This is a genomic window from Paenibacillus tundrae (assembly GCF_030812775.1).
Classification (GTDB): Bacteria; Bacillota; Bacilli; order Paenibacillales; family Paenibacillaceae; genus Paenibacillus; species Paenibacillus tundrae_A.
The window spans coordinates 512785-538095 of sequence record NZ_JAUSTI010000001.1 but is presented as its reverse complement, the minus strand read 5'-3'; the positions used below and the strand labels follow the sequence as shown (position 1 = coordinate 538095).

Here is a 25311-nt window from a genome sequence, read left to right as displayed (position 1 = left end):
CAGGATTGTATCAACCACATACCGGCTTGAGACTCGGAACTTCACGTCCCAGTACGCGGTAGTAAATTTCTTCATATTCATGACGAATCGCATCATTACAGAAATCATGATGTGCTCGATGCAAACAAGCTTCTCTGAATTCAGCAGCGAGACGATCGTCGGTTAACAAACGAATTGCATTCTCCGCCATGGACTGCGTATCTCCGATCGGAGACAAGAATCCTGTTTTGCCGTGTAACACCAGTTCAGGAATACCGCCAGCCTGTGAACCAATCGTTGGTACACCACAGGCCATTGCTTCAAGCGCAACAAGGCCAAAGCTTTCTTTTTCCGATGGTAGCATCAGGACATCAGCCATGGAGATCACTTGCGCGATATCATCCTGTTTACCCAGAAAATGCACGCGATCACTCAAGCCCATTTCGTTGATCTTCCACTGAATTTTGGGGAGGTCTGGTCCTTCGCCTACAAACAATAATCTAGCAGGAACTTGTTCCTGCACCTGCCGAAATACCTCTACCACGTCCTGCGTTCTCTTCACTGGTCGGAAGTTAGAGATGTGCATTAATATTTTCTCATTCGGTGCTGCAAAATCACGACGTAAGCTGGCCGCATCACGGGGATAATAAATTCGTTTATCAATAAAATTATACGTGAGATCGATTGGACGCTGGATATCCAGCAAGTCCACCGTCTCACGAATCAAATCACGAGATACAGCGGTTACCGCATCACTTTCATTAATCGCCAGACGGATGAGATCCTTCAATGATTCATCCTGTGCAAGCACAGTTATGTCCGTACCATGAAGGGTTGTGACTACTTTCAGGTCATCTCCCACCATCTGCTTAGCTAAGAAAGCACATACTGCATGCGGAACCGCATAATGTACATGAAGTAAATCAAGTTGTTGTGCCTTCGCTACTTGTGCCATCTTCGTCGCCAGAGAGAGATCGTAAGGCGGATAACGGAACACGTAATAGTCGTTAACCTCTACCTCATGATAGAATATATTTTTCTGAAACGTACCCAGTCTAAACGGGATACTGTTCGCAATAAAGTGAACCTGGTGTCCCTGTTCGGCAAGCAATTTGCCTAGCTCCGTTGCGACAACGCCAGACCCTCCTAGGGACGGATAACAGGTGATGCCAATCTTTAATTTTTGATCCATCCAATGGACGCTCCTTTGATCCCCCGCGAGTGCAGGTTAATGTAATGCAACGGAAAACGAATCATCATTCATCACTATAATAAGAAGATTCACCGTTATTTATGATTTACTGAACCAAACTGACGAACAACATAAGGTGTTAAAGTCGCGAAACCTTCAGCAAAAGGGATGAGGCTACGCTGCCCTAATAGAGAATCCCTTGCCCTTACCCGTTCAATGTATCCTTGATTCAGTGGAGTAGAAACGGTACCGACCCCCATCTCAAACTGTGAACGATAACATAGCAGTGAATTTTCTTTTTGTTCATAGTGTTCCGAAATATCCACAATCAAATCCGTTCGACCAATATCGTTAATAAAGTAAAAATAACATTCCTTCACTTGCACAGCTGGCAATTCCGGCATGTAATTTCGTAGTTTCGCATTAAATACAGCTTCCTGCACAATTTTACTGCACATCACATGATCCGGATGGCGATCCTCCCAATATGGAGCAAATACCACACGTGGGGCATGGCGACGAATCTCAGCCGTTACCGCTTGAATATGCTCTGGCGTTATGTATAAGCCTCGATCAGGCAGTCCCAGATTTGACCGACACGAAAGACCGAGGACGCGGGAGGCTTCCTCCGCTTCCTCGGCCCTGCGTTCCACCGTACCGTTCGATGACATCTCAGCTCGGGTTAAATCGCACACGCCAACCTTTAATCCGGCTGCCGTGTGTTTCGCGATAGTTCCACCCATACCAATTTCCGCATCATCCGCGTGAGCACCGAAAATGAGTATATCTAAACTCATTGCGTATCACCCGGTTCTATACCCGCCTCTGGCTTATATTTGTGAACAAGCTCTCTCCATGCAAAATCACCACGATCCAATGCTTTAACGAGAATCTCGGCTGTTGCAATATTGGTTGCGAGAGGAATGCCTTGAACATCACATAGACGAAGAAGTGCATTAATATCCGGTTCGTGTGGCTGTGCCATCAGTGGATCACGCAAGAAAATAATAAGATCCATCTCATTCTGCGCAACCAACGCACCAATCTGTTGATCTCCACCCAGCGGGCCGGATTCGAATCGGTGGATCTGTAGAGATGTTCCTTCCATTATACGAAGACCTGTCGTGCCGGTGGAATATAATTGATGGTCAGTAAATACAGGTTCATATGCTGTCACAAAGTTGACCATTTCTTCTTTTTTGCGATCATGGGCAATAAATGCAATTTTTAACATAACAATCTCCTTCTGGGTTCAGGTTCAAAACATCCGGGTTTTGAACAGCCTCTTTTAGTCGATAAAGTTATCGAAACCGTAGATGAGTCCTGTATATTCCATAACTTTTTGGATACCAATTTTAACACCTGGCATATAACCTGCACGTTCATAGGAATCATGACGAATTTTGAGCGTTTGACCAAAATCACCAAATACCACTTCCTGTTGTGCAAATACACCTGGAAGACGAACACTGTGAATGCGGAAGCCATTATAATATCCACCACGAGATCCCTCGATAAGTTCTTCTTCATTCGGGTTACCTTGGCGAAGTTCCTCACGGTTAGCTGCAATTAGCTCAGCCGTTTTGATGGCCGTTCCTGATGGAGCATCCAGCTTCTGATCCCCGTGGTACTCTATGATCTCCACGTTAGGCATATGTTTGGCTGCTTGTGCCGCAAATCTCATCATTAGAATAGCTCCGATGGAGAAGTTAGGAGCAATCAAACCTCCGATACCTTTGTCCTGACACTGCTTGTCCAGTTGCTCAATTTGTTCGGTTGTAAACCCTGTAACGCCCATAACGGGTCTTACCCCATATCGGATCGCAATTTCAGTATGTTTAAACGCATATTGTGGGATCGTAAAATCAACCATAACCTGCGGTTTAGACTCAGCAAAAGCCATTTCAATATCGTCGGTTACCAATACGCCACACTCTGGAAGACCGACGAGTGTTCCGGCGTCTGTGCCGGCGCCGGAACGGTTAACTGCTGCTGCCAATTCTAATTCAGGATCTTGAAGCACCAATTTCACCACTTCTCGGCCCATCCGGCCAGCCGCTCCAATGACGGCAACTCTGATTGTCTCACTCATCTTGGCTGCATCTCCTCGCTATGTTTGATCAGTAGTCCGAATCCGTTCTATGCTAATGTCGCCATTAGAATGGATTCTTATTGAATAGAATTCATACGCTGTGTGATTTGGTCGAGCAATAGATGCAATTGCCCATTCTGAGGATCCAGAGACAATGCATCACGTACAGCCTTCGTTGCAAGATCGAACTCGTTCAGATCGCTGTATGCAAGAGCTAACATCACATGTGCCTCCACAGATAAAGGGTCAAGCTTAACGGCTTGCTTAAGCAGTCTAGCAGCTTGCACATAACGTGCATGTGTTCCACTTCCTGCCTGTTCTAACATGCCCTTGGCTTGAATGCTCAGTTCCTTCGCTTCAAGCGTCTGCAAATGCAATCTGTACTCCTCCGTATCCTGAGACAACTCCACAGCCTTGCGAGCATATTGCAATGCAGGACTGAGGTGCTGACTGCGCGCATGCGTGATGGAACAGCGATAATAGAGCTCCGCATGTTCCGGGTGAGCATGAATGGCTGATTCGAACCACCGAATCGCCTGCTCAAAGTCATTTTGCAAAATACAGCGATAAGCTTGCTGCATGTAATCTTCCGGCTTCATCATCCAAGCTGTCCCTCCCCAATCGGGTGATGGTACAGCATATGTAATCTACGCCTAATCGGTGTTTTTTGGAGTCCACCGATTAGCATCGCGTGTATTAAATTTATGCATGACTTTATCGTGTGCCTGAGCCAGGTCAATGCCGAGCGAATTGGCAAAACAAATCGTGATAAATAAAATATCTCCAAGTTCCAGTTCGATCGAGTTATCTGCTTCAGAAGCCTTCTTCGGCTTCTCACCAAACTCATGATTCACTTCCCGCGCAAGCTCCCCTACTTCCTCTGACATACGAGCCAGCATGGCGAGTGGACTGAAGTATCCCTCTTTGAACTGTGAGATATAGAGATCAACCTCACGCTGCATTTCTGCGATGCTTTTCTCCATGAGAACGGATTCTCCTTTTGAAATAATGTCGTATTTGTTCATAATAATATCAGTTATTTAGATACACTTCCACAATATAAAGCACAAATCATTTTTAAAGAATCTACAAAAAGGTATACTAAGATGGGAATGATTGCTTTAAGTGCATGTTCAAAAAGGAAAGCGGACTTTTTGAACGACCTCTTTAACATTCTAAATTTACATACGGTGAGGGATCATATGAGTACATTTAAATCGTTGGTGCAATTTAAATTAATTCTGCCTATTTTGCTCGGCACAGCCTTGTACGCGTTCGGACTGCTCTATTTCATCATCCCTAACCAGTTGATGGAAGGCGGAGTCACTGGCGTCACCGTGTTGGTTAACTATGCATTTGGCATCTCTCCTTCACTCACAACCTTAATTCTGAATGTGCCACTTTTCCTGATTGGACTCAAAGTTTTGGGTGGCAAACAGATGATCTATACCGGCGTGGGGATCGGCGCGCTCACTATTTTCCTATGGTTGTTTGAAAAAATGATTCATTTGGGGTGGATTGAACCCCTCCATACGGAAAATGACCTCTTGCTTGCAGCGTTATATGCAGGTGTTACACTTGGCGCAGGCCTCGGGATCGTCTTTCGCTGGGGCGGAACGACAGGTGGTTCTGATATTATCGCTCGCATTCTGAATCGAAAATATGGCTGGAGTATGGGACGTATACTGCTGGGGATCGATTTTATCATCATCGGGATCTCTCTGATTTATATTCCAAAAGAAAAAATTCTGTATACGCTCGTGGCTGTATTCATCGCTTCTAAAGTCATTGACTTTATTCAGGAAGGGGCGTACTCTGCTCGTGCGTTTATGATTATCAGTGACCATGCTCCCGAAATTGCTGATCTGATTACCCGGGAAATGGATCGCGGAGTAACACTCATTCCCGCTATTGGAGCCTACTCCAAACAAGCTAAGCACGTGGCATACTGCGTTATTTCTCGCCAGGAATTTAGACGTTTGCAAACGATCGTGCGTTCCGTTGATCCACGTGCATTTGTCATTATCAGTGACGTACATGACGTGCACGGTGAGGGTTTCAAGGAAAACTAAACCAATCATAACGAAAAGACCTCTAACTCAAGAAATCAGCCGTTCAACGGCCTTTCTTGTGGACAGAGGTCTCTTCATATCGTAGATGTATTCTTGCCTATCTCCGAAAAGGAAATATTCCTTGTTGCTGAGCCCGATATTTTCGAAATCCTGCGTAACTTAGAGTCGCAACAATCACTGACGTAATAAACATCCCCGCTGCTCTCCGATCCGGTCCTTGAACAAATGGAACGAAGGCACTTTCGTCTTTTTCACGTCCAAACAACTGATTCACCAACTCTTCACCGTGCATCATCATAGCCTGTAGTTGTGAGAGATCAGGTTGTTTTCCCATCGTCAGCCCTTTAGTATGAGACAGCCAGGCATCCAGTTGCGCAATCTCGTATGGTTCACGCCGAATCAGCGCTGCTGGGCGAACGGTCTCATAATGCTCTTCCAGCGCAGCATACCGACTTAACAATGCCGAGGCATTTTGTCGCTGATTCGCCGCTAAAGACAAAGCCTGGAGATCGTCTTTTATAATCTTATAGTACTGAAGCCATAATGGCTTTGCGGGATTAGCCAGACTATCGGCAGCCAGTCTTAATTTCGCTGAAGCTTGCTGTAGAGCTGCAGTATCACTTTTAATTCGTACAGCAGCCTCTTTTACTTCGACCACCGTCTCAGATAAGGCATGGATTCCCTCCACCGTCGTTTGACCTTCGAACGATATATGTTCCAGCCCATTACTGATCCTAAGAATACTGCCTCTTACCTTTTCCACATCCTGCTCCAGTGCGTAACGATATAATTGAGCTGCTTCTTCATTCATCTGCTGAATCGAAAGATTGGCTGAGACAGATTCTTCAACTTGACCATTCTCACCATTACTTTGCGCAGAACCACTATATGACAAGTTCGCCCAGAACAGTAGAGCCATGAACGATATTATCCATAACCTTAATGTACTCTTGAACCTTCTCTTCATGGACATCCCCCCCACCATCAATCTATGGCAGGTTTTCCTTCCTTAGAACAGGCTCGTACGTGAAATTAACTCCGTTTGGCTTGCCTCAAAGCAAGCCATGACACCAGAATGCTTAGCAGCGTTAAGACCACTGTGAAATTGCGCACCAGATCTACATGATCCCAGAGTGTGTAAGGTAGCCAAGGGTAGATATCATACGTGTAATCCATCACATCATTAAGTAAAGTCCACAACGCCGCAATTAGAAGTGCCACCCAGCGGAAACCGAAAAATCGAACATACAACAAAGCTTCTATAGCCATAGCACCATGTGATGCGATCAACATCCAATCCTGCCAAGCTGCCGCATTTCCCTGCGACCACCCAGCGAAAATGATAGAGATCGCCCATACACCATACTTCACAGAGGTCACTACCGCTAACGCTTGTATCACATGTCCAATCCGATTAACCCATAGCGATTTCGGTTTATACAAAATCCATAATAAGGACAGCGTAAAGAATAAGCTTGCTGTTGGGCTGTCGGGTACAAATACAATTTGCCAAAGCGGTTGCTTCTCGAGTGTGTCCATCAACTGATCGCCATACCATATGTATCCGTATACTGTTCCTAATGCATTACACCAAAATAGAAGCCACAGGAAATAACGGTTAGTCAAAAATTCTTTGCTCCAAAAAAACGATAAAGACACGTTCGCTTCCCCTTCCTACATCCTTGTTTTCAAGTATAGCTAAAGTCTCCAAAAAAACCTGACCGTATAAACGATCAGGTTTCATTGGTTAATTCGATTTTACTGTTCTGCCTTCTGTTTCGCAAGCCATTCTGTCAGATGCGTAATCTCCTCATCGGTAACACCTTGAGCAATCGCATTATTATACTGAGGCTGCATTTGGTTATATCCTTCTTTGATAATCGTCAGAATCTCTTCCTGGCTATGTTTGTCACCTACACCTCGAAGGGATGGGCCTGCAGGTCCACCCTTCATATCGGCTGCATGACAACCAATACAACCCGCCTTCTTGAATGTTTCCATCGCTGGATCATCCTTTTCGACGATCGCAACTTCCTGCTGTTGTCCTGGTGCATTGGAAGTAGGTAGTCCCTGTTCAGCCTTCTCATGCGCTTCTTCTTCCCGTTGAATGTGCTCAGGCTTTTGACCTGAAGCCTCAAGCTCATGCTTATAGTGCGTCCAAGCAACATTCGTGAGATAGAATACAGAAAGGACAGACAGAATCATCAACGATGAAGCAATCGGGCGCTTATAGAAGCGACGCTCCTTACCAGTGTCAAGAAACGGCGCCAGCAACAACGCACCAAACGCAACTCCACTTACCCCCAGTACACCGAGCAACACATAGTCACCAGAGGCATACGGATATTTCAAGTACTGATACAGAAATAGGAAGTACCAGTCAGGCATCGGAATAACCGATGCGCTCGGATTAGCCGGATAACCTAAAGGTGCAGGTTCGGATATGGTTAGTACAAGAATACCGACCAATACCACGACACCAACCATCCATTCCTTTAGCAAAAAGTTAGGGATGAACGCCTCAGACTTGCCCGGATAAGCCGTGTAGTCTGGTGGCGTGATGAAACCAGCACCCTTGCGGACACGTGAATCACCGACATAGATAATCTTTTCCTCATCCTCTGACTTCGGTCCGTGAGCCATTACAATTCCTCCCTTCTCAAATTATAGTGGTCCTGAAATACCCTGTCTGCGGATCATAATAAAGTGTCCGACCAGTAGCACTAGAAGCACTGCGGGGAGGAAGAAAACGTGTAGGGCGAAGAAACGTGTTAACGTTTGTGCACCTACAATGGTACCGCCTTGTAAAAATTCTTTAATAATCGGACCGAGCCACGGAACTGTATTCGCAATTTCCAAAGTAACTTTGGTAGCAAAGTATGCTTTGTTATCCCATGGTAATAAGTATCCTGTCAAACCAAGACCTAGCATGACGAAGAAGATTAACATTCCTACTACCCAGTTCATTTCACGCGGTGCCTTGTAAGAGCCTGTAAAGAACACACGCATCGTATGTAAGAACATCATTACGATGACAAGACTCGCTCCCCAGTGGTGCATTCCGCGTACAATTTGACCGAAGGCTACTTTGGTTTGCAAATACTCGACACTCGCATAAGCATTAATAATGTCAGGCACGTAATACATCGTCAGAAACATTCCTGACAAAATTTGAATTACAGTGATAAAGAACGTCAACCCACCAAAACAGTACACGAATGCGGAAAAATGATGCGCCGGGTTCACGTGCTCTGGAACCTCATGATCCGCAACGTCCCTCCAGATGGGCGTGATATCGAGACGTTCGTCAATCCAGTCATAGATATTTTTAAACATCTGCGTCCACGCCTCCTAATTCACTCTGGTGTTCGGAACGATCTCGCCGAGGTATACCCAGCCTTGTTCCTCTTTGACCACGTACTCATCCAGCGGTTTCGGGGCCACGGCAAGATTTTTCCCTTCCTTGTCATAATGCGCACCATGACAAGGGCAATGATACTCATCAGGATAATTTTTGTCGCTGTTCCAACCTACGGTACATCCTAGATGTTTGCAGATAGGCGAAAGTGCATAAATCTTACCCTGCTCGTCTTTGCGAATCCAAGCCACCAACGAAGCATTGCTTAGATACCAACCGTCCTGTTGCTGTAGTTCAAATGTAAATTCTTGAGGTTCAGTTGTAATTTTGCTGATTTCTGCTACTTTGACAGAGGTACCTTCTCCCTTATGCTGCAAAATCGGATCCACCGCAAAACGGATCATGGGCAGAACTGCACCGGCGGCCATGTAGGCTGTAGCTCCACCAAGCGTGTACGTCAAAAACTGCCTGCGTGACATTTCCATCCTGCTTGGCGGTCTCTTTGAGTCTTCGTGCTGGTCATGCTCACTGCTCATACTGTCTCCAACCCCCTTTTTCAGCCAACTCTCTCAACCGTTTTCATTATCAGAAATTCCACGTCTTACTAGAACATACATAATCATATAGTAGCCCTAGAACACCGTCAAGAATTTGTCACACTTTTTTAAGGTTCAATTGTAAGCGTTATTACAAAAGTGTCGATATTTTGTCACATTTTCCAATTAGAATTCATTTTTTCCACAACTCACGGATTTTCTCCCCGATATACCGCGGAATCTCGTTTTCTTCTACTTTTTGAACGACATCTGAGCGAAGTAAAATCAAATCTGCATCAGGCATATGTTCTCCCTCCAACAAACCATCTGATGACATTATAACCACATATTTGAATCCAGACGCTTTAAGCTGTTTACACACTGTGTTTAATGCCATTGACATTTCCGGAATTTCAAAATGGAACGCCGGATAGGTCATTATTCGCCCTTTGAAAGGGATCTCTACCAAGTCTAGAAAATCTCTAAGTCGCTCCAACGCTTCGGTAGCTTCAACTGGCGATTGATTACCTTTGAGGGCTGTATAAGGAATTAGACACGTGTCCAGATAGAGTTGCAGCTCAGCCCAACTGTCTTGAGTCATCTCACTGAATTTCACTTCCCTATTCCCCCTCTCCATCCATTTTATTCCCATATTATATATGAGCAATTCGCATAAATCTATTGATTTAAATTTGACCTTTCTTACTAATACCGCATAATTCGTGCCAAACAGAGTAATTGATCCAAAAAAAAATCAATAAAAAAACAAGGAATGCGATATACACACTCCTTGTTGGCTCCATTCTATATGAATGTTTATTTAAACATTAAATATCAGCTTATGGCCTTCAGTTCATCCGTTAGACTCCGGAAAGCTACTTCGTCTCCAGTAGCCAGCGCTTTGTCGATTTCCATATACAGCTTTTCGCTACGCTGTTTACGAAGCGCCTCGTCCCACACCATCTCAGCAGCCAGCCCCAACATGACTTCATACGTAACTTTCATTTTATCCAATAGGATGCACCTCCAAAACGGATTTAAGAGCTCCTATATTCCTTTCCTTTGGCAACATAACCTAGTGAAGTTCTGGACATCCGCTCAAGATCAGCATCCGTCAATTCACGTATCACTTTGGCTGGTGTTCCCAAAGCAAGAGTATAGGGCGGAATTTTAGTATTCTCAGTAACTACTGAACCGGCGCCGATTAAGGAGTATTCCCCTATTTCGGCTCCATTAAGAAGTATGGCTCCCATACCAATCAGTGAGCCAGTTCCAATCTGACAGCCATGAATAATAGCAGAATGTCCGACTGAAACATCATCTCCTAGGATCAGGGGTTGATCTGTATTCACGTGACCAACCGTATTATCTTGTATATTGCAACGCTGTCCAATGATGATTGGCGCTAAATCTGCCCTTAGCACAGCGTTAAACCAAACAGTAGACTCCTCGCCCATTCTCAAATCGCCAATAAGTTTCGCACCTTCAGCTACGTATACTGAAGGATGAAGCTGCGGCAGTACGCCTTGATATGGAATTATCATTCGTATCACTCCTTAATTTGGGAGTGATTTTAGCAACTTGTCCTTCATTTGTCAAACAAAACGGGTGAGATGTCTCCAGAAAGCGAACGGCAGGATGCAGCAAGACGTAAACCCCATGCCGTCATTTGCACAGTTCGTCCATTCGCAGCTTCCCCCATCCGAAGCATCCCGAGATGTAGCATCATTTTGATGATACGGTTGTCGTAAATTGTCTCAGGCGTATCGTAGTAGAAGGGTTGAATAAACGGGCCTATCTGGCGAAACAGCGACTCTGTACTAGACCATTCAACGGCACATTCCCCTGTCCAATAGACGATCGAGGCTAGGTTTGGAATAGCACCTTTATACAGTCTTAACCAAAATCGAAATAGCTGTATCATTTCCGATGTTTTCTCTGTTGAATTCTCAGCAGCTTGTTTTTCCTCGCCAGCGGACGTCAGTTGCAGTATTCCTTGTTCCTCTCGGATGAGCCGATAGTGAAATGCATAGTCATACATGAAGGCGAATCGATCTGGATAGTCCTTGAAGGAGCGACCATAACCAAATCTCCAGCCAGCTTTGCCAACTAGCTCTTCGCTAACATGCAGATGCTCCATCACCTGCTGCTGTGAACGACGATACATCATGCCTTCAGCATTAAGTGCAATCTCATGTTGCTGCACATATTGCAGAAACAACCGAAGATCATCGACAAGCAAGTGATATTCGTCCCTATACATTGTCGGTTCGCTTGTGTTCGCAATGCCGGCTCTCAGATGGTTCGATAACACATCTCGGAATCTTAATTTCAGATCAAGAGGGACTTGGTACAAATATTTTGTATGCTGCTTCGTTCCATTGAACAACCATCCACTCTTATGGAAACGAGTGATCAAATCACGTGGACTAGCACCTGTCTCGTTTTCCTTTTTATCCATAGATTGACGTGCTATGGCAACCAGTTCCTCAATACCGAGATATTGGCGGGGATCAAATAACAGATTGTTCAGAAAACGCAGTTGAACCGGATTCAGTTCATGAACCTGTTGTTCGAAAAAGGATCTGCTTCCCAGTGTGGTGAGAATACTCTGGATGAGTTCATGTTTGGAATTGGGCTTACACTCACACTGGTAATAATCTGCTATTCGATTCAGTTGGCCAATATCTGCAAAAGTAAGCATATCCGCTAGATTCATGGGTCATCGCCTCGCTAGCTAACTACTTATGACTATTGATTCAGAGCCTAGAGTAGTTTGGTTTTGTAAACATCGTTGACGGAATTCCCATGATCTAAACCTCTTTTTTCAAATCTTTTATTAAATCTTTTATCTGTTAGTAACCATCCTATGCCTAGGTGTGCCTGATCAGAAGAAAAACAAGAGACAAGTAGTCCTATTACTCCTACTTAAACATTTCCTTATGACTGCGCAATTCGCAGAAGACAAAAAAAACAACCCGAGTTCATTACTCAGATTGTTTGGCCGAATTCATTATAAGATGTTCTGTACAGTTGTATAGCAGAGGACTCCAGTCACTCTGAGTTTTCTCCAGAATTGTAAGTGAGAGATTACCTATTCGTTCTGTATACCGGTCTTTGAAGATCGCGGATAACAGATTTGCCAGAAATGCTCCATGAGATACAATCAGAACATGCTTGTCCGGATATGCCGACCATAGATCCTCCAGAAACGCCAGTGCACGCGCTTGGATATCCAAGATATGCTCCTGGCCTAGATCCAGCGTCTCCCAGGTTGCACCCCAGCGAGCGATTCGTTCTTCTGAGGTTAAACCTTCGATCTGGCCGAACGCTCTCTCCTTAAGCCTTACATCCGGTTCTAGCATTGGTACATTCAGCAGCTTGGAAATAATCTCACCCGTCTCCTGAGCACGAGATAAACCACTAGTAATGATATAATCCCATTGATATGCCTCAGTGAGAAGACGTTTACCCAAACGCTCTGCTTGTTCACGACCTTCTGCATTCAAAGGAATATCTGTCTGCCCTTGAATACGTCCTGCGGCATTCCAATCTGTTAACCCATGACGTATAAGCCCGATACGCATCTTATCCCTCATTTCTCAATACACAGTAAAGATCATTGAAACTAAGCACGTGCACCTTGCTTACGCTTGCTCGTTGTGCGATGCATACGCCCAAGCGAGAATAACGCCATACCTATGGCCAGTAAGGATAGAGCCATCCAGTAGCCTGGATAGGTAGGACCCATACTCACGACAAACGGCTCAATGATGCTACCCCGATCCGCTCCTGGCATATTATACTGGTACATCCCAGATGAAGATGGTTCACTGCCAGCAACAGCCGTCTCCAAAATACCTGTGGAGATAACGCGTGGTTGCTCTGCTTCCGATACAGCCGGCTTAAACATCGCCATGTACAGGAAACTGCACAAAAAAATAGCCAGAAACGCAGCAATCCACAAAGACATATGCTTGCGCACTGCAGCAGAGAATCGATTTACTTTTGCCTCTTCAGGCAAGAGCCATGGTGACTCCGCATAAATGCGATCCATTACATTTCGATTTACTCGCTCTGCTTGTTGCTCTGTTACGGGTGTCGGTATGCTATGCAGCAGAAGTTGAGCTTCATGCCAAACTTCAAACTGCCGTGAGCACTCCTCACAACCAGCGAGATGAGCATGAAATGCAATCTGCTGAGGATGAGTTGCCGGCAAGTCCCAAACCATTGCAAACAGTTCCTGGGCTTCATTGCAATTCATCGGTTCTTCATCCCTTCATATGGCTCGTACACCGGTTCGAAGAAATAAGGCTCCAATTGAGTTTTTACGCTTGATCTTGCTCTGAACAATAACGATTTCACAGAACTTACGCTCTGCCCAAGAATATTAGCAATCTCTTGGTAGTCTAACTGATCATACTCACGGAGTATAATGGCAGAACGCTGCTTCTCCGGCAAATTGTTAATGGCATCCCTAACCAGCATCACCCGCTCACTGCGCAATACAGCATACTCTGGAGCATTCTCCGAAGGAGCAATCGGCACGACGCCACTCTCTTCGAGTGGAACATTACCACTGCGCTGTTTGCGAAGCTCACTCAATACCGTATTTCTCGCAATGGTATACAACCACGTAGAGAAAGAGGCATCCACCTCACGAAATGAGTGTAAACTGCGGAACGCCTTATAGAAAGTCTCAGAACAGAGATCTTCCGCAAGCAGCTCCATATTGGAACTTTTCAACATATGATATACGAAAGCCAGTATTTTACGCTGATAACGACGCATCAGCTCGGAATATAACTCCAGGTTACCTTCCTTGATCTCTCGAATCAACTGGGAATCCGTCATTTGAGTGCGACCCCTCCTCGCCCATCCATGTGCTTCTCCCCGTTCGACTCTATCCATGTATTACCGAACAGGCACAAAAAAGTTGCGGTTCTCACCGCATATAAACAGCGTTCAGCGCCAAAACAGGCCTTCCCGCCAAATTCCCCTATGTAATGGCAATTTCCCCAACGTTTCTACATTAACAGTATTTATTGTACAACGGTCAGCCGTTGCTGGCAAATCTATTCCGTTCAACAGGAACCCGACCAGACATTCATATGCTTTCTTTTTCTCGTCTATGACCCCGTTGACTCAAAATAATCCTCCAATGCCAATGAACCACCATTACAGAACTCTAACAGGAAACAAACCCTTATTTCTCTCAGGCTTGTTCCGTCTCGTAATACCTTCTATATCTTCAAACGTAAAATGAATGAAAATGGTTGCGTTTATACAAACTTTTTCCTGAATTGACGGAAGCTATGATTATTTAAAATAATTACGCTTTATATGTTGACAAAATGAAAACGTATACATATAATAAAAGTACAGTATGGTTTCTCTCCACTCCTATCCAATAACTGTATTGCTCCACGTGAGCAATGGCCGCTTATGTAAGCGGTCTTTTTTTTGTGTTCTTTTTCAGATTTCAAGTAACAACTCAAGAACAAGCGAATTTCACACGCAAATAAAGAGGGCTATCGCCCTCTCCTTCACTTTCCTCTATGCATGATTAAACCCAAACTTGGTATCCAAGGGAAGCAAGTAATGTTCTCGCTCGCTCCATATCCTCTTCTTGTCGGAAGGATAGCCGCATGATGCCAGGGACGTCCACACGATTCTCAATAATTTCCAAGTTACTCAAGTTAATGTCATTTGCACCAAGTTCGGTAGCAATTTTACCAATCATACCAGGCGCATCCTGAACATCCGTGTACAGATCATATAAAGACGAGATCATACCTTTCCGGCGCTCAGGAAGCACACTTCTGAACTCCCTGGCTTGGCGAAAAGCCTCTTCAATCCCTTCCCCGTCCTGCTGTTCCAACATATCGGTGAACGCAGACATCTGGCTGTTCCAATCTTTCATTAAGCCTAGAAGCACCTCTCGGTTGCTAAGTAAAATATCTCTCCATACAATTGCATCACTTGACGCAATCCGGGTAATATCCCGGAAGCCGCCTGCTGCCAGCATTTTATAGAGTGGATTAGATTCGTTGTACTCCCGAACCTGATTGACAAGTGCCACTGCGATAACATGTGGCAAATGACTGATTGCTCCCACAATATCATCATGTAGCAGTGGTTCGACTCGAACAATCTGTGCCCTAGTATATGCTAGGAGCTCAGACAATCGGCTATAAGCTTCCTCGGGTACGTGCACAGAAGGAGTCAATACATAATAAGCATTCTCAAACAATACAGCAGATGCTGCGTCAACGCCTGCACGCTCTGATCCAGCCATCGGATGTCCTCCAATGAAATAGGCATCGGTCATTCGAACATGCTCAGCACACGCAGCGATAGAAGCCTTGGTACTGCCAACATCCGTAATGATGCATCCTTTCTTCAAGGGAAGCTTCGCTAATTGTTGAAAATATGATTCCAATAAACCTACGGGTACACACAAAAAAATGAAGTCGGCATCCTGCACCGCTTCCTCCAGTGATAGCGTAGCATCATCTACTACACCACTTGCTATGTACTTGTCCTTTAGTTCAGGCAGATGGGCATAGCCCATCACCGATACACCTGGCTTGCCTTTGAAGCAAAGCGCCAGGGAACCACCGATGAGCCCTACACCAATCATTGCAATTTTTAGTTTCATGTAGTCCTCACTCTTTCATCGCTAGAATTAAGGGCGTGCTACCGCCTTCTCTGCCAGCGTGTTCTCCAGCGCCGCAATAAATGCACGGTTCTGTTCTGTTGTTCCAACGGACACACGGATGTAAGTTGGATACACTTTGAAACCTGGACGCACGATAATTCCTTGCTTAAGCAAAGATTGAAATGCTGTCGCTGATGGCATATCCAAATCAACCATAATGAAGTTACCTTGCGATGGGAAGTATGGCAAGCCAAGACGTAAGAACTCATTTTGTAGAAATTCACGTTCCTCCGTATTGCGCTGAGCACACTCTTTCACAAAAGCCTGATCCCTTATCGCTGCTGTCGCTGCCACCTGACCGAACCGCGAGGTGTTAAATGGCTCACGCACACGATTAATTAAGTCGATGATCTGCGGGCTCGCAATTCCATATCCGATCCGCAAGGAAGCCAAACCATAGATTTTGGAGAACGTCCGCAAAATAACTAAGTTAGGATAACGATCTAACATAGCAATACTTTGAGGATAAGCTTGATCCGTTACGAATTCATAATAGGCTTCATCCAGCACCACCATGACATGGGAAGGCACCCGATCCATAAACGCAGTCAATTCCTGTTCGGAAATGATTGTGCCTGTAGGATTATTAGGGTTACATACCCACACCGCTTTTGTTTTATCATTGATCTGTGCCAGCATAGATGCCAAATCATGTGTCCCATCCTTCAATGGAACCTCAATGCTAACCGCACCCTCAATATCGGCATTGCTTTTATACACCGAAAACGTCTGATCTGCCATGATTGTCTCGTCCCCCGGAAGGAAGAACGCCCGCGTAATCAGAGCAATGATCTCATCTGATCCGCAGCCAAAAATCAGATTATTGCGACTCACACCAAGGTGCTCAGCAAGAACCTCTGTAAGCTCTGCAGAGCTGCCGTCCGGATATATGCTAACATTCACAACTTCTCTAGTTATAGCCTCCACTGCAGCAGGAGAGCTACCGTATGGATTCTCGTTAGAAGCCAGCTTGATGACTTGCTCAAGCCCCAGTTCACGTTTCACTTCTTCAATCGGTTTGCCTGGCTGGTACACCGGCAAATTAACAATCTGGGATTTAGGTTTCAATCCGACCACCGCCTGTTCATCAAATAAGGATCATGATGCCAATACATAACGAGGGATTATGAACTATAGTCCCTATCCTTTTAATTGTGCCACAAAGTTGCGAATTTGCAACAGCCCTGCCTGATGCGTCTCTGGATTCTCCAAGAGCGGGATGGCTTCCTCCACCTGACGAACAATGGCACTACCCACAACAACCCCATCACAAATACGGGAGAAATGCGCTACCTGTTCACGGCTAGAGATACCGAATCCAACAGCTACCGGAATGTCAGTTAAGCTTTTTACCGTTTCAATAAACTGCTCGACTCCTTCAAAGAAGGAGGCTCTCTCTCCGGTTACACCAAGGGAAGATACGCAATAGATGAAGCCGCGTGCACCTGAGACGATCCGCTCAATTCTCGCATTGGACGTAGGTGCAACAAGCGGTACCAAATGCACCCCCGCTGCTTCGGCACGACGACGCATCTCTTCAGCTTCTTCGATCGGAAGATCCGGGATAATCATGCCACTGATGTCATGCTTGAGCAATTCATCAAAAAACACATCAAGCCCTGTCTGCAACACAGGATTGTAATACGTAAACAAGACAAAAGGCATTTTCACTCCAGCCTCGCGCGCCTTAGCTGCCGTCTCCATACAAGTACGAATGGTAATCTGGCTTTTCAGTGCCCGCTCGGAAGCACGCTGAATGACAGGGCCGTCGGCAAGAGGATCTGAGTATGGTACACCTAGCTCTAGAATATCTGCACCAGCTTGTTCAAGCTCCTTAATAATCTCTACCGTTGTATCCACATTGGGATCTCCAACGGTTAAGAAAGGAATAAGTGCAGTTCGATGCTGCTCTTTCAATTGTTGGAAGGTTTGATCCATTAGATTCATGCGAATTGCCCTCCCGTATACTTCATGATGGATTCAACGTCCTTATCTCCACGACCTGATAGACAAATCACGACAATATCATCAGAGTTGAGTTCAGGAGCAAGCTTAACTACCTGTGCAACGGCATGAGCTGACTCTAGAGCAGGTATAATTCCTTCGGTTCTTGAGAGCAATTGCAGCGCATCCAATGCTTCCTGATCCGTGATCGGAACATATTTTGCACGTTCAATATCTTTGAGATAGGAATGCTCTGGTCCAACACCCGGATAATCTAATCCAGCAGAGATGGAATGAGCCGGCTGAACCTGTCCATATTCATCCTGCAGCAAATAGCTCATAGAGCCTTGGAATACACCATGTGTTCCTTTGCTCATCGTTGCCGCATGAAATTCAGTATCCACACCTTTGCCTGCTGCTTCGACACCCACAAGCTTCACATCTGCATCACCAATAAATGGATAGAACATACCGATGGCATTACTTCCTCCACCGACTGCTGCAACAATAACATCAGGCAGACGACCTTCAAGCTCTTGAATCTGACGACGAGTCTCATCTCCAATCACCCGTTGGAAGTTACGCACCATCATTGGATATGGGTGTGGCCCTACAACTGAACCCAAGACATAGAATGTATCTTCTACGTTGCTAACCCAATATCGCAGAGCTTCATTCCCTGCATCCTTCAATGTTCTCGTTCCTGAAGTTACTGGAATGACTTCTGCACCGAGCAACTTCATCCGGAATACATTCAATTGTTGACGCTCTGTATCTTCTTCACCCATGAATACCTTACATTCTAAACCGAGCAAAGCAGCAACCGTTGCTGTAGCTACTCCATGTTGACCTGCTCCAGTTTCAGCAATAACTTTCTTTTTGCCCATCCGTTTAGCAAGCAATCCTTGTCCGATGGCATTATTAATTTTATGTGCACCCGTATGGTTCAAATCCTCACGCTTCAAGTACACCTTAGGGCCACCCAAACGACGAGAGAGTTGCTCTGCATAATACAGCGGAGTCTCCCGACCAGAATACTCACTTAGCAGATAATTTAATTCTTTATTGAATTCCTCATCTTCTGAAAAGCGGCTGTATGCTTCCTCTAGTTCAATTAAAGCGTTCATTAGTGTCTCTGGAACAAAGCGGCCTCCGAAGGAGCCGAAACGCCCATGTTGATCCGGCAATTGATGTGTCATGCCTGCTTCACCCTCTCTACAAATGATGTAATTTTTCCGATATCTTTTATTCCGTCCGTTTCTACTCCACTTGAGACATCAACACCATTCGGTGCATATGTCTGAATCAATTGTTGAACATTATCAGGCTGCAAACCTCCAGCCACAAACAAGACAATGCCGTGATTTCTCGCCCACCTCGCATAGGTTGGAATCCGCTCCCAAGCAAAGGTATGACCAGAACCACCAACATATTGGGGATCATACGTATCGAGTAATATAGCATCTATTGTGTGCACGTAACTATTAAGTGTCGTTAACGTGGTACCATCCGCTTCGGTACCCGACTCATTTTTCGGGAAGGAAAAAGCTTTGATAACTTCAGTCTGCCAGCGTTGTTTCACCTGCTCACAGAACGCTGGCGTTTCCTGTCCATGTAGCTGTATCACGTCTAATTGTACCGCGTCCATGACGTGTTCAAGCTCTTCCAATGTAGGATTAACAAACACCCCGGTTAACTTCGGTCGATCCAATGTCGTCCACGCAAGCAATACTTGTTTTAATTCAGCAGCCTGGTTGGGTTCAATACGGCGACGGGATTTAGCAAAAACAACACCAATATAATCAACGGGCAAGTTTATCATCGATTTTAGCACTTCAACGTCCTGAAGTCCACAAATTTTTACGGCCGCAGCCGGTTGCTTGTGCAGATTCATGTCTCTGCTGCCCGTACCGTCGTTTGTATACTCATTCATCATCGAGAACCCATTAATTCGTTCACAGCCACTTCAACATCATCCTTACGCATCAGATGCTCCCCAACGAGGATTCCGTGAACGCCCGCTGTAATTAGTTCCTCCAACCGTTCAGCACCATCAATACCACTTTCGCTGATGAGTGTCACCCCTGATGGAATCAACTTCATGAGATCCAGCGTTGTATTCAGACTGGTCTCGAACGTTTTTAGGTTTCGATTGTTAATTCCGATTAGCGTTGCCTGCGGTATTTCCAATACTTGCTCTAGTTCAGCTTGATCATGCACTTCAATTAAAGCATCCAGACCTATACTTTTGGCAAAATCCAAGTAATGTCGAATCTGATCTTGTGTCAATATACTTGCAATCAGCAGAATTGCATCTGCTCCTAGCAGTCTTGCCTCGGCAATCTGACGCTCATCTATAATAAAATCTTTACGAAGCAATGGAATATTCACCGCTTGGTGGATCTCCTTCAAATACGCTGCACTTCCTTGAAAGTAAGAAACATCTGTGAGTACAGAGATACAATCTGCTCCAGCTCGTTCATACGCAAGTGCAATATTTACCGGATCAAAGTCCGGTCGAATTAATCCTTTGGACGGGGAAGCCTTCTTCACTTCGGCAATAAGCCCTAGTTTCCGGTTACGCCCTTCTGCTAAAGCCTGTTCAAACCCCCGTGTTGCTGGCAACTGCTCAATCTCCTTAAGCGCCTCATCCATGTTAAATGTTTGTGAGAGGACTTCAACTTCCTGCTGTTTGGTTGCAACGATTCGATCAAGATACATGACTGTACGCCTCCGTTGTGTATATTAACTGTTCCAGTTTCCCAGCAGCTTTTCCTGTATCTACAGCCTCAGCAGCCATAGTCACACCTTCCGCAATGCTATCCGCAAGACCAGACACATAGATACATGCCCCAGCATTCAGCAAAACAACATCACGATACGCGCTCCGCTCTCCCTGGAAGATCCGTTTAATAATTTCGGCATTTTGGGCTGCATCTCCTCCCAGTACCGAATCAAGTGGATGCAAGTTTAAGCCCATACTGCGTGGATCTATGTCATATGTGTGTACTTCTCCATTTCTTAACTCCGATACTTGCGTAGGTGCAGAAATACTGATTTCATCCAGAGCATCATGACTAGCAACTACCAATGCTCTCTTTAATCCCAAACGATTCAAAACCTCAGCAATCATTGGTGTGCGGCTGCGGTCGTACAAACCGAGCAGTTGACGATCTGCACCCGCAGGGTTGGTTAACGGTCCAAGCATATTAAAGATTGTGCGAACACCTAGCTCTTTGCGTGGTGCAGCCGCATGTTTCATTGATGGATGATACACTTGAGCAAAACAGAAACAGATTCCAATCTCTTCAAGACATTGTCTCGCTTGCTCTCCATTCAGATGAATATTAACCCCTAACGCCTCAAGCACATCGGCGCTGCCTGCTTTCCCTGATGCAGAACGATTGCCATGTTTGGCCACCCGAACAGAAACTGCTGATGCTATAATTGCCGAAGCCGTAGAGATATTAAATTTGTGAATACCTGAGCCACCTGTACCACAAGTATCTAACAGCCCATTACCATCGGTAAGAATTCTGCCGCCTTGACCACGCATAGCCTCGGCAAAACCAGTGATTTCATCCACGGTTTCACCTTTCATCCGCAGCGCCATCAACAAACCTCCGATTTGAGCCGGAGTAGCTTCGCCTTTCATAATGGAGTACATCAGGTCACGTGCTTCCGATTGCTGGAGATCATGTCCCTCCAAAATTTTAGCCAGACCTTGTTTCATCCCCTCTTCAGACTGAGGCTTTGAATTTAGATGCTGTAAGTTGTCATTCATTACAGGATTCATGTTCATATCCGGTCTCTCCTCTCTCTCAGTTTTTTGAGACGCCTGCTGGACTCACAAAGTAATCAGCATTGGCAAGTTTCAATCCATGATGTTTGCTCTTGGCCGGGAACATCGCTTCCGCTGTACGAATTGCCTTGAGTAGCGCTTTAGCCTTGTTCACCGTTTCTTCATATTCCTTCTCAGGCACAGAATCCCATACAATTCCCGCTCCAGCCTGTACATATGCTTTTCCCTTTTTGAAAATAATGGTTCGGATCGTGATACAAGAATCCATATTTCCTGAGAAACCAAGATAACCGATCGCTCCCGCGTACGCCCCACGCGCCTCACGTTCAAGCTCCGCAATAATTTCCATTGCCCGCAGTTTCGGTGCACCAGATACAGTTCCCGCAGGCAGACAGGATAGAAATGCATCGAAGAAATCCTTATCTTCTCGAAGTTCACCTGTCACATTCGATACCATGTGCATAACGTGAGAGTAACGCTCAATCTCCATAAACATGTCACACTTCACGGTGCCAAAGTTTGATACTCGGCCCAGATCGTTACGACCCAAGTCAACCAGCATCAAATGCTCTGCACGTTCCTTCTCATCTTGTAGCAGATCTGCTGCAAGTTCACGATCTTCGCTTTCCGTTGCGCCTCTTGGACGAGTACCGGCAATGGGTCGTGTCGCCACTCGATTTCCATCTATTTTAACCAACACCTCAGGCGAGGTTCCTACGATAATCTCATCATCCATCTTTAAATAGTACATATAAGGTGATGGATTCAACGTTCTCAGTACTCTGTATACGTGAAGCGGAGAAACTTCGGTATCAATGTGAAAGCGCTGGGATAGCACCACTTGAAAAATATCTCCCGCGCGAATGTACTCTTTAGCCTGCTCCACATTGCCAATAAATTGTTCTTTCGTCAGATTGGAACGAATATCCCCTAGCTCAACATCACCTGGGATCGAACGCGGATTCAAGTTTTCACCAGGGCCTTGTTGTTGCAAACGCTCAGCCGCCTGCTCCAGCTTCTCAGAAGTCAGTGCGTAAGCTTGGCGTATTTCATCATCCGTAGCTCCATCTCTTACATGCACATTACCTACAAGCAGCATCTGTTGCTTCACATGATCAAAAACGATAATTTGGTCACAGAACATAAAACGAATATCATCCATATTGAGATCATCCAGCGCGTGTGCTGGAAGCTTCTCATAATATTGCAGAAGGTCATATCCAAAAAATCCAATCGCACCGCCTGTAAATGGAGGAAGCTCATCATCTTTAGGACTACGGTACTTTCGCAAAAGAGCCTTCAGCTCTTCAATCGGCTTACCGGGAAGCTCCCGAGTATGCCCTGCCTCTTCTACCACGATGCGGCCTTTTTTGGCGGAAATCATCAGGAACGGATCTGTACCGATAAAGGAATATCTCGCCCATTGAATTCCACCCTCAACACTTTCCAACAGAAATGCTCGGTCATTATCGGCATAACGGCGGAAGATCCGGATTGGCGTCTCCATGTCAGCCAAGATCCGTTTAACAACGGGAATCAGATTATATTCATTTGACATTTTCAGTACTTGATTAACGTTTGGCGTTATCATTAGATCACGTCCTTTCAGATTAGGTACATATGCTCAACTTGGGTTACACTTACCACTCCGTTCTCGTGTAAAACGATAGTTGAACCTATATAGATAGGAAGTATACAAAAAAACCTCTACCATCAGGTAGAGGTTTGGTTATAAGCTGTATTCAACAAGTTCGTGTTTTATAAATAACAAGTCCCTATACATCATTTGCTGGATTATCCAGGTTATCGGTAGATTAAACGTACATCCATTATAGACATGTTCCGTTCAGATGCACTGAATCAAATCCATTCATCTATGATAATACTCATAGAATCTGTCTCAATTTGACCCGGTTATACCAAAACAAAACGATGTCACTGGACACGTCTCTTTCCTTAATCCTGTAATCCTCTAGCGCGACGTACCGCGAATCAGTTGACCGGCCTATGTTACTCCGGCTACCACCCGCTGGACTCTGCTATTACTCCACTAGCTCAGCTGCTCTCAGCTCAATCTAAACTCTACTCAACTGCTTTTCACTATACATGATTCCATTCGGTTTGACAACCACTGGAATTATGAACCGGAAGGTGCTGCGAGATCTGGACGCAATGCCTGCGCACCATTCAGGTAAACATGATTTATTTCATTCTGTGCTTTGGCTGTGTTCACATGCACCATAAAACGAATACATAGCGGCAATGCCCCTTGTACTGGAACCTCCAGTGCGCACATTAGCGGCACTAGCTCCCAGCCTTCCAACTGGCGAATGGCCTTTGCTGGAAAAGCTGCGTCCAAATCTCCTGTCATCGTGATCCAGACACTACAGATATCTTCTGGTTTAATATCATTGCGATCTACGATCTCTTGTAACAATACGGCCGTTTCCTGCAAAATATGTTCTTCGGTGTTATGCGTGACTGTTGTAGCCCCACGAATTCCGCGTGTCACCATGTTGTTAATCTCCCTTCTTAAGCAATTCAATCACTTCGATGACAGCTGACACAGGCACGTCTTTTACAATTCGAGCTGCGCCAATTCGATCAGGAATAATGAAGACCATATGTCCTTCACGGAACTTTTTGTCATGCATCATCGCTTCCATTAATGCATCTGTACCCAGATGGCTCGGCAAAGTTACGGGAAGGCGTAAAGCACGAAGCATACGGACCGTATCATCATACAATCCTGCTGGGGCTCCCAACTTCTCTCCAAGCAATGCTGATCCAGCCATACCAATCGAGATAGCTTCGCCATGCAGGAATTCACCGTATCCGGCAATTGCTTCAATGGCATGACCAATCGTATGACCTAGGTTTAGCAGCGCACGTTCTCCGTTTTCACGTTCATCTCTAGATACAATCTCTGCCTTAATGCCGCATCCACGTTCAAGTCCATAGCCAAGAGCTTCTGGATCAAGTGCAAGCAGCTTCTCTGCATGCTCTTCACACCAATGTGCAAACGCTTCGTCACGAATCAAGCCATGCTTCAGCATTTCGGATAAACCAGCAGATACATCACGAGGTGGCAGCGATTGCAGTGTATCTACATCATAGAGCACGAGCTCCGGCTGATGGAATGCACCGATCATATTTTTGGCAAGCGGATGATTGACAGCCACCTTACCACCCACACTGCTGTCATGAGCCAGGATCGTTGTTGGTACTTGAACGAACTTGATTCCACGCATATATGTAGCTGCAACGAATCCAGCCAGATCTCCTACCACACCACCGCCCAGAGCAATAATGGCTGAGCTTCGATCTAGCTTGCCTTCAATTGCAGCTGTCATCATGTCTTGGTAAACGGATAGTGACTTCGATGTTTCACCAGCAGGAACAACGGCTGAGACAACTGTAAATCCAGCCGTGCTCAGCGTTTGTTCAAGCGTGGACAAATATTTAGGAGCCACATTTGCATCCGTAATAATGAGTAGCGGGCTCTTCTTCGTTAGACCATACTGCTCAAAAAATTGAGGTGCTTGTGCCAATAAACCAGAACCAATCAGAATCGGGTATGATCTTTCCTCCAATTGAACTGTTAACTGGCGCATT

Annotated in this window: 29 protein-coding genes; 1 reads left to right on the top strand and 28 read right to left on the bottom strand. The window is 45.4% G+C overall.

The window, feature by feature from the left end:
- Positions 1–10: 10 nt before the first annotated feature.
- The 6 genes from bshA to J2T19_RS02660 form a co-directional block, all read right to left on the bottom strand.
- Entirely contained in the window at positions 11–1171 is a 1161-nt protein-coding gene (gene bshA, locus J2T19_RS02685) for an N-acetyl-alpha-D-glucosaminyl L-malate synthase BshA (RefSeq protein WP_307212880.1), read from the bottom strand.
- Positions 1172–1266: 95 nt separating this feature from the next.
- Entirely contained in the window at positions 1267–1968 is a 702-nt protein-coding gene (gene bshB1 / locus J2T19_RS02680) for a bacillithiol biosynthesis deacetylase BshB1 (protein ID WP_307212877.1), read from the bottom strand.
- Positions 1965–2405 (bottom strand): methylglyoxal synthase, encoded by a 441-nt coding sequence (gene mgsA, locus J2T19_RS02675; RefSeq protein ID WP_056696773.1) that lies wholly within the window; start codon positions 2403–2405, stop codon positions 1965–1967. Before mgsA ends, bshB1 begins: the two co-directional genes overlap by 4 nt.
- 54 nt (positions 2406–2459) lie before the next feature.
- Positions 2460–3263 (bottom strand): 4-hydroxy-tetrahydrodipicolinate reductase, encoded by an 804-nt coding sequence (dapB, locus tag J2T19_RS02670; RefSeq protein ID WP_056696772.1) that lies wholly within the window; start codon positions 3261–3263, stop codon positions 2460–2462.
- Positions 3264–3340: 77 nt separating this feature from the next.
- On the bottom strand, positions 3341–3865 hold the full coding sequence (locus tag J2T19_RS02665; protein WP_307212871.1) for a tetratricopeptide repeat protein: 525 nt from the start codon (positions 3863–3865) through the stop codon (positions 3341–3343).
- Between the two features lie 51 nt (positions 3866–3916).
- On the bottom strand, positions 3917–4246 hold the full coding sequence (locus J2T19_RS02660; protein ID WP_056696770.1) for a nucleotide pyrophosphohydrolase: 330 nt from the start codon (positions 4244–4246) through the stop codon (positions 3917–3919).
- A 219-nt stretch (positions 4247–4465) separates the two neighbouring features.
- Between J2T19_RS02660 and J2T19_RS02655 the strand changes: the two genes are divergently transcribed.
- On the top strand, positions 4466–5335 hold the full coding sequence (locus J2T19_RS02655; RefSeq protein ID WP_307212869.1) for a YitT family protein: 870 nt from the start codon (positions 4466–4468) through the stop codon (positions 5333–5335).
- Between the two features lie 97 nt (positions 5336–5432).
- Here J2T19_RS02655 and J2T19_RS02650 read toward each other — a convergent pair whose 3' ends face one another.
- The 22 genes from J2T19_RS02650 to aroB form a co-directional block, all read right to left on the bottom strand.
- Positions 5433–6302, bottom strand: a complete 870-nt coding sequence (locus tag J2T19_RS02650; RefSeq protein ID WP_307212867.1) for a sporulation protein YpjB — start codon at positions 6300–6302, stop codon at positions 5433–5435.
- Between the two features lie 65 nt (positions 6303–6367).
- Positions 6368–6994, bottom strand: a complete 627-nt coding sequence (locus J2T19_RS02645; protein WP_307212865.1) for a DUF1405 domain-containing protein — start codon at positions 6992–6994, stop codon at positions 6368–6370.
- 99 nt (positions 6995–7093) lie between these two features.
- Complete coding sequence (locus tag J2T19_RS02640; protein ID WP_307212863.1) at positions 7094–7978, bottom strand: menaquinol-cytochrome c reductase cytochrome b/c subunit; 885 nt, start codon at positions 7976–7978, stop codon at positions 7094–7096.
- A 21-nt stretch (positions 7979–7999) separates the two neighbouring features.
- Entirely contained in the window at positions 8000–8671 is a 672-nt protein-coding gene (gene qcrB / locus J2T19_RS02635; RefSeq protein ID WP_056696759.1) for a menaquinol-cytochrome c reductase cytochrome b subunit, read from the bottom strand.
- Between the two features lie 15 nt (positions 8672–8686).
- Entirely contained in the window at positions 8687–9229 is a 543-nt protein-coding gene (locus tag J2T19_RS02630) for a Rieske (2Fe-2S) protein (RefSeq protein WP_056696757.1), read from the bottom strand.
- 193 nt (positions 9230–9422) lie between these two features.
- Positions 9423–9845 (bottom strand): DUF2487 family protein, encoded by a 423-nt coding sequence (locus J2T19_RS02625; protein ID WP_307212858.1) that lies wholly within the window; start codon positions 9843–9845, stop codon positions 9423–9425.
- A gap of 218 nt (positions 9846–10063) precedes the next feature.
- Entirely contained in the window at positions 10064–10243 is a 180-nt protein-coding gene (locus J2T19_RS02620) for an IDEAL domain-containing protein (RefSeq protein ID WP_056696754.1), read from the bottom strand.
- A gap of 23 nt (positions 10244–10266) precedes the next feature.
- The gene (locus J2T19_RS02615; RefSeq protein WP_307212853.1) at positions 10267–10773 is read right to left on the bottom strand and encodes a gamma carbonic anhydrase family protein; all 507 of its coding nucleotides are present in this window, start codon (positions 10771–10773) and stop codon (positions 10267–10269) included.
- Positions 10774–10817: 44 nt separating this feature from the next.
- Entirely contained in the window at positions 10818–11948 is a 1131-nt protein-coding gene (locus J2T19_RS02610; RefSeq protein ID WP_307212849.1) for a hypothetical protein, read from the bottom strand.
- 268 nt (positions 11949–12216) lie between these two features.
- Positions 12217–12816, bottom strand: coding sequence for a histidine phosphatase family protein (locus J2T19_RS02605; RefSeq protein ID WP_307212846.1), 600 nt, complete (start codon positions 12814–12816; stop codon positions 12217–12219).
- 41 nt (positions 12817–12857) lie between these two features.
- Complete coding sequence (locus J2T19_RS02600) at positions 12858–13493, bottom strand: anti-sigma factor (protein WP_307212843.1); 636 nt, start codon at positions 13491–13493, stop codon at positions 12858–12860.
- A complete protein-coding gene (locus tag J2T19_RS02595; protein ID WP_307212841.1) occupies positions 13490–14083 on the bottom strand; it encodes an RNA polymerase sigma factor in 594 nt (197 codons plus the stop codon). Before J2T19_RS02595 ends, J2T19_RS02600 begins: the two co-directional genes overlap by 4 nt.
- Positions 14084–14795: 712 nt before the next feature.
- On the bottom strand, positions 14796–15890 hold the full coding sequence (locus J2T19_RS02590; protein WP_307212838.1) for a prephenate dehydrogenase: 1095 nt from the start codon (positions 15888–15890) through the stop codon (positions 14796–14798).
- Positions 15891–15917: 27 nt separating this feature from the next.
- Complete coding sequence (hisC, locus tag J2T19_RS02585) at positions 15918–17018, bottom strand: histidinol-phosphate transaminase (protein WP_307212834.1); 1101 nt, start codon at positions 17016–17018, stop codon at positions 15918–15920.
- Between the two features lie 72 nt (positions 17019–17090).
- Positions 17091–17897, bottom strand: coding sequence for a tryptophan synthase subunit alpha (trpA, locus tag J2T19_RS02580; RefSeq protein ID WP_307212830.1), 807 nt, complete (start codon positions 17895–17897; stop codon positions 17091–17093).
- Complete coding sequence (gene trpB / locus J2T19_RS02575) at positions 17894–19093, bottom strand: tryptophan synthase subunit beta (RefSeq protein ID WP_307212828.1); 1200 nt, start codon at positions 19091–19093, stop codon at positions 17894–17896. The genes trpA and trpB overlap by 4 nt, the downstream gene beginning before the upstream one ends.
- The gene (locus J2T19_RS02570) at positions 19090–19788 is read right to left on the bottom strand and encodes a phosphoribosylanthranilate isomerase (RefSeq protein WP_307213149.1); all 699 of its coding nucleotides are present in this window, start codon (positions 19786–19788) and stop codon (positions 19090–19092) included. The genes trpB and J2T19_RS02570 overlap by 4 nt, the downstream gene beginning before the upstream one ends.
- 38 nt (positions 19789–19826) lie before the next feature.
- Complete coding sequence (trpC, locus tag J2T19_RS02565; protein ID WP_307212824.1) at positions 19827–20615, bottom strand: indole-3-glycerol phosphate synthase TrpC; 789 nt, start codon at positions 20613–20615, stop codon at positions 19827–19829.
- On the bottom strand, positions 20605–21678 hold the full coding sequence (gene trpD, locus J2T19_RS02560; protein ID WP_307213148.1) for an anthranilate phosphoribosyltransferase: 1074 nt from the start codon (positions 21676–21678) through the stop codon (positions 20605–20607). The genes trpC and trpD overlap by 11 nt, the downstream gene beginning before the upstream one ends.
- A gap of 37 nt (positions 21679–21715) precedes the next feature.
- The gene (gene trpE / locus J2T19_RS02555; RefSeq protein WP_307212822.1) at positions 21716–23287 is read right to left on the bottom strand and encodes an anthranilate synthase component I; all 1572 of its coding nucleotides are present in this window, start codon (positions 23285–23287) and stop codon (positions 21716–21718) included.
- Positions 23288–23833: 546 nt separating this feature from the next.
- Positions 23834–24211: a chorismate mutase gene (gene aroH, locus J2T19_RS02550; protein ID WP_056696731.1), complete on the bottom strand. Its 378-nt coding sequence runs from the start codon at positions 24209–24211 to the stop codon at positions 23834–23836.
- 4 nt (positions 24212–24215) lie between these two features.
- The gene (gene aroB, locus J2T19_RS02545) at positions 24216–25310 is read right to left on the bottom strand and encodes a 3-dehydroquinate synthase (protein WP_307212820.1); all 1095 of its coding nucleotides are present in this window, start codon (positions 25308–25310) and stop codon (positions 24216–24218) included.
- Between the last annotated feature and the right edge of the window lies 1 nt (position 25311).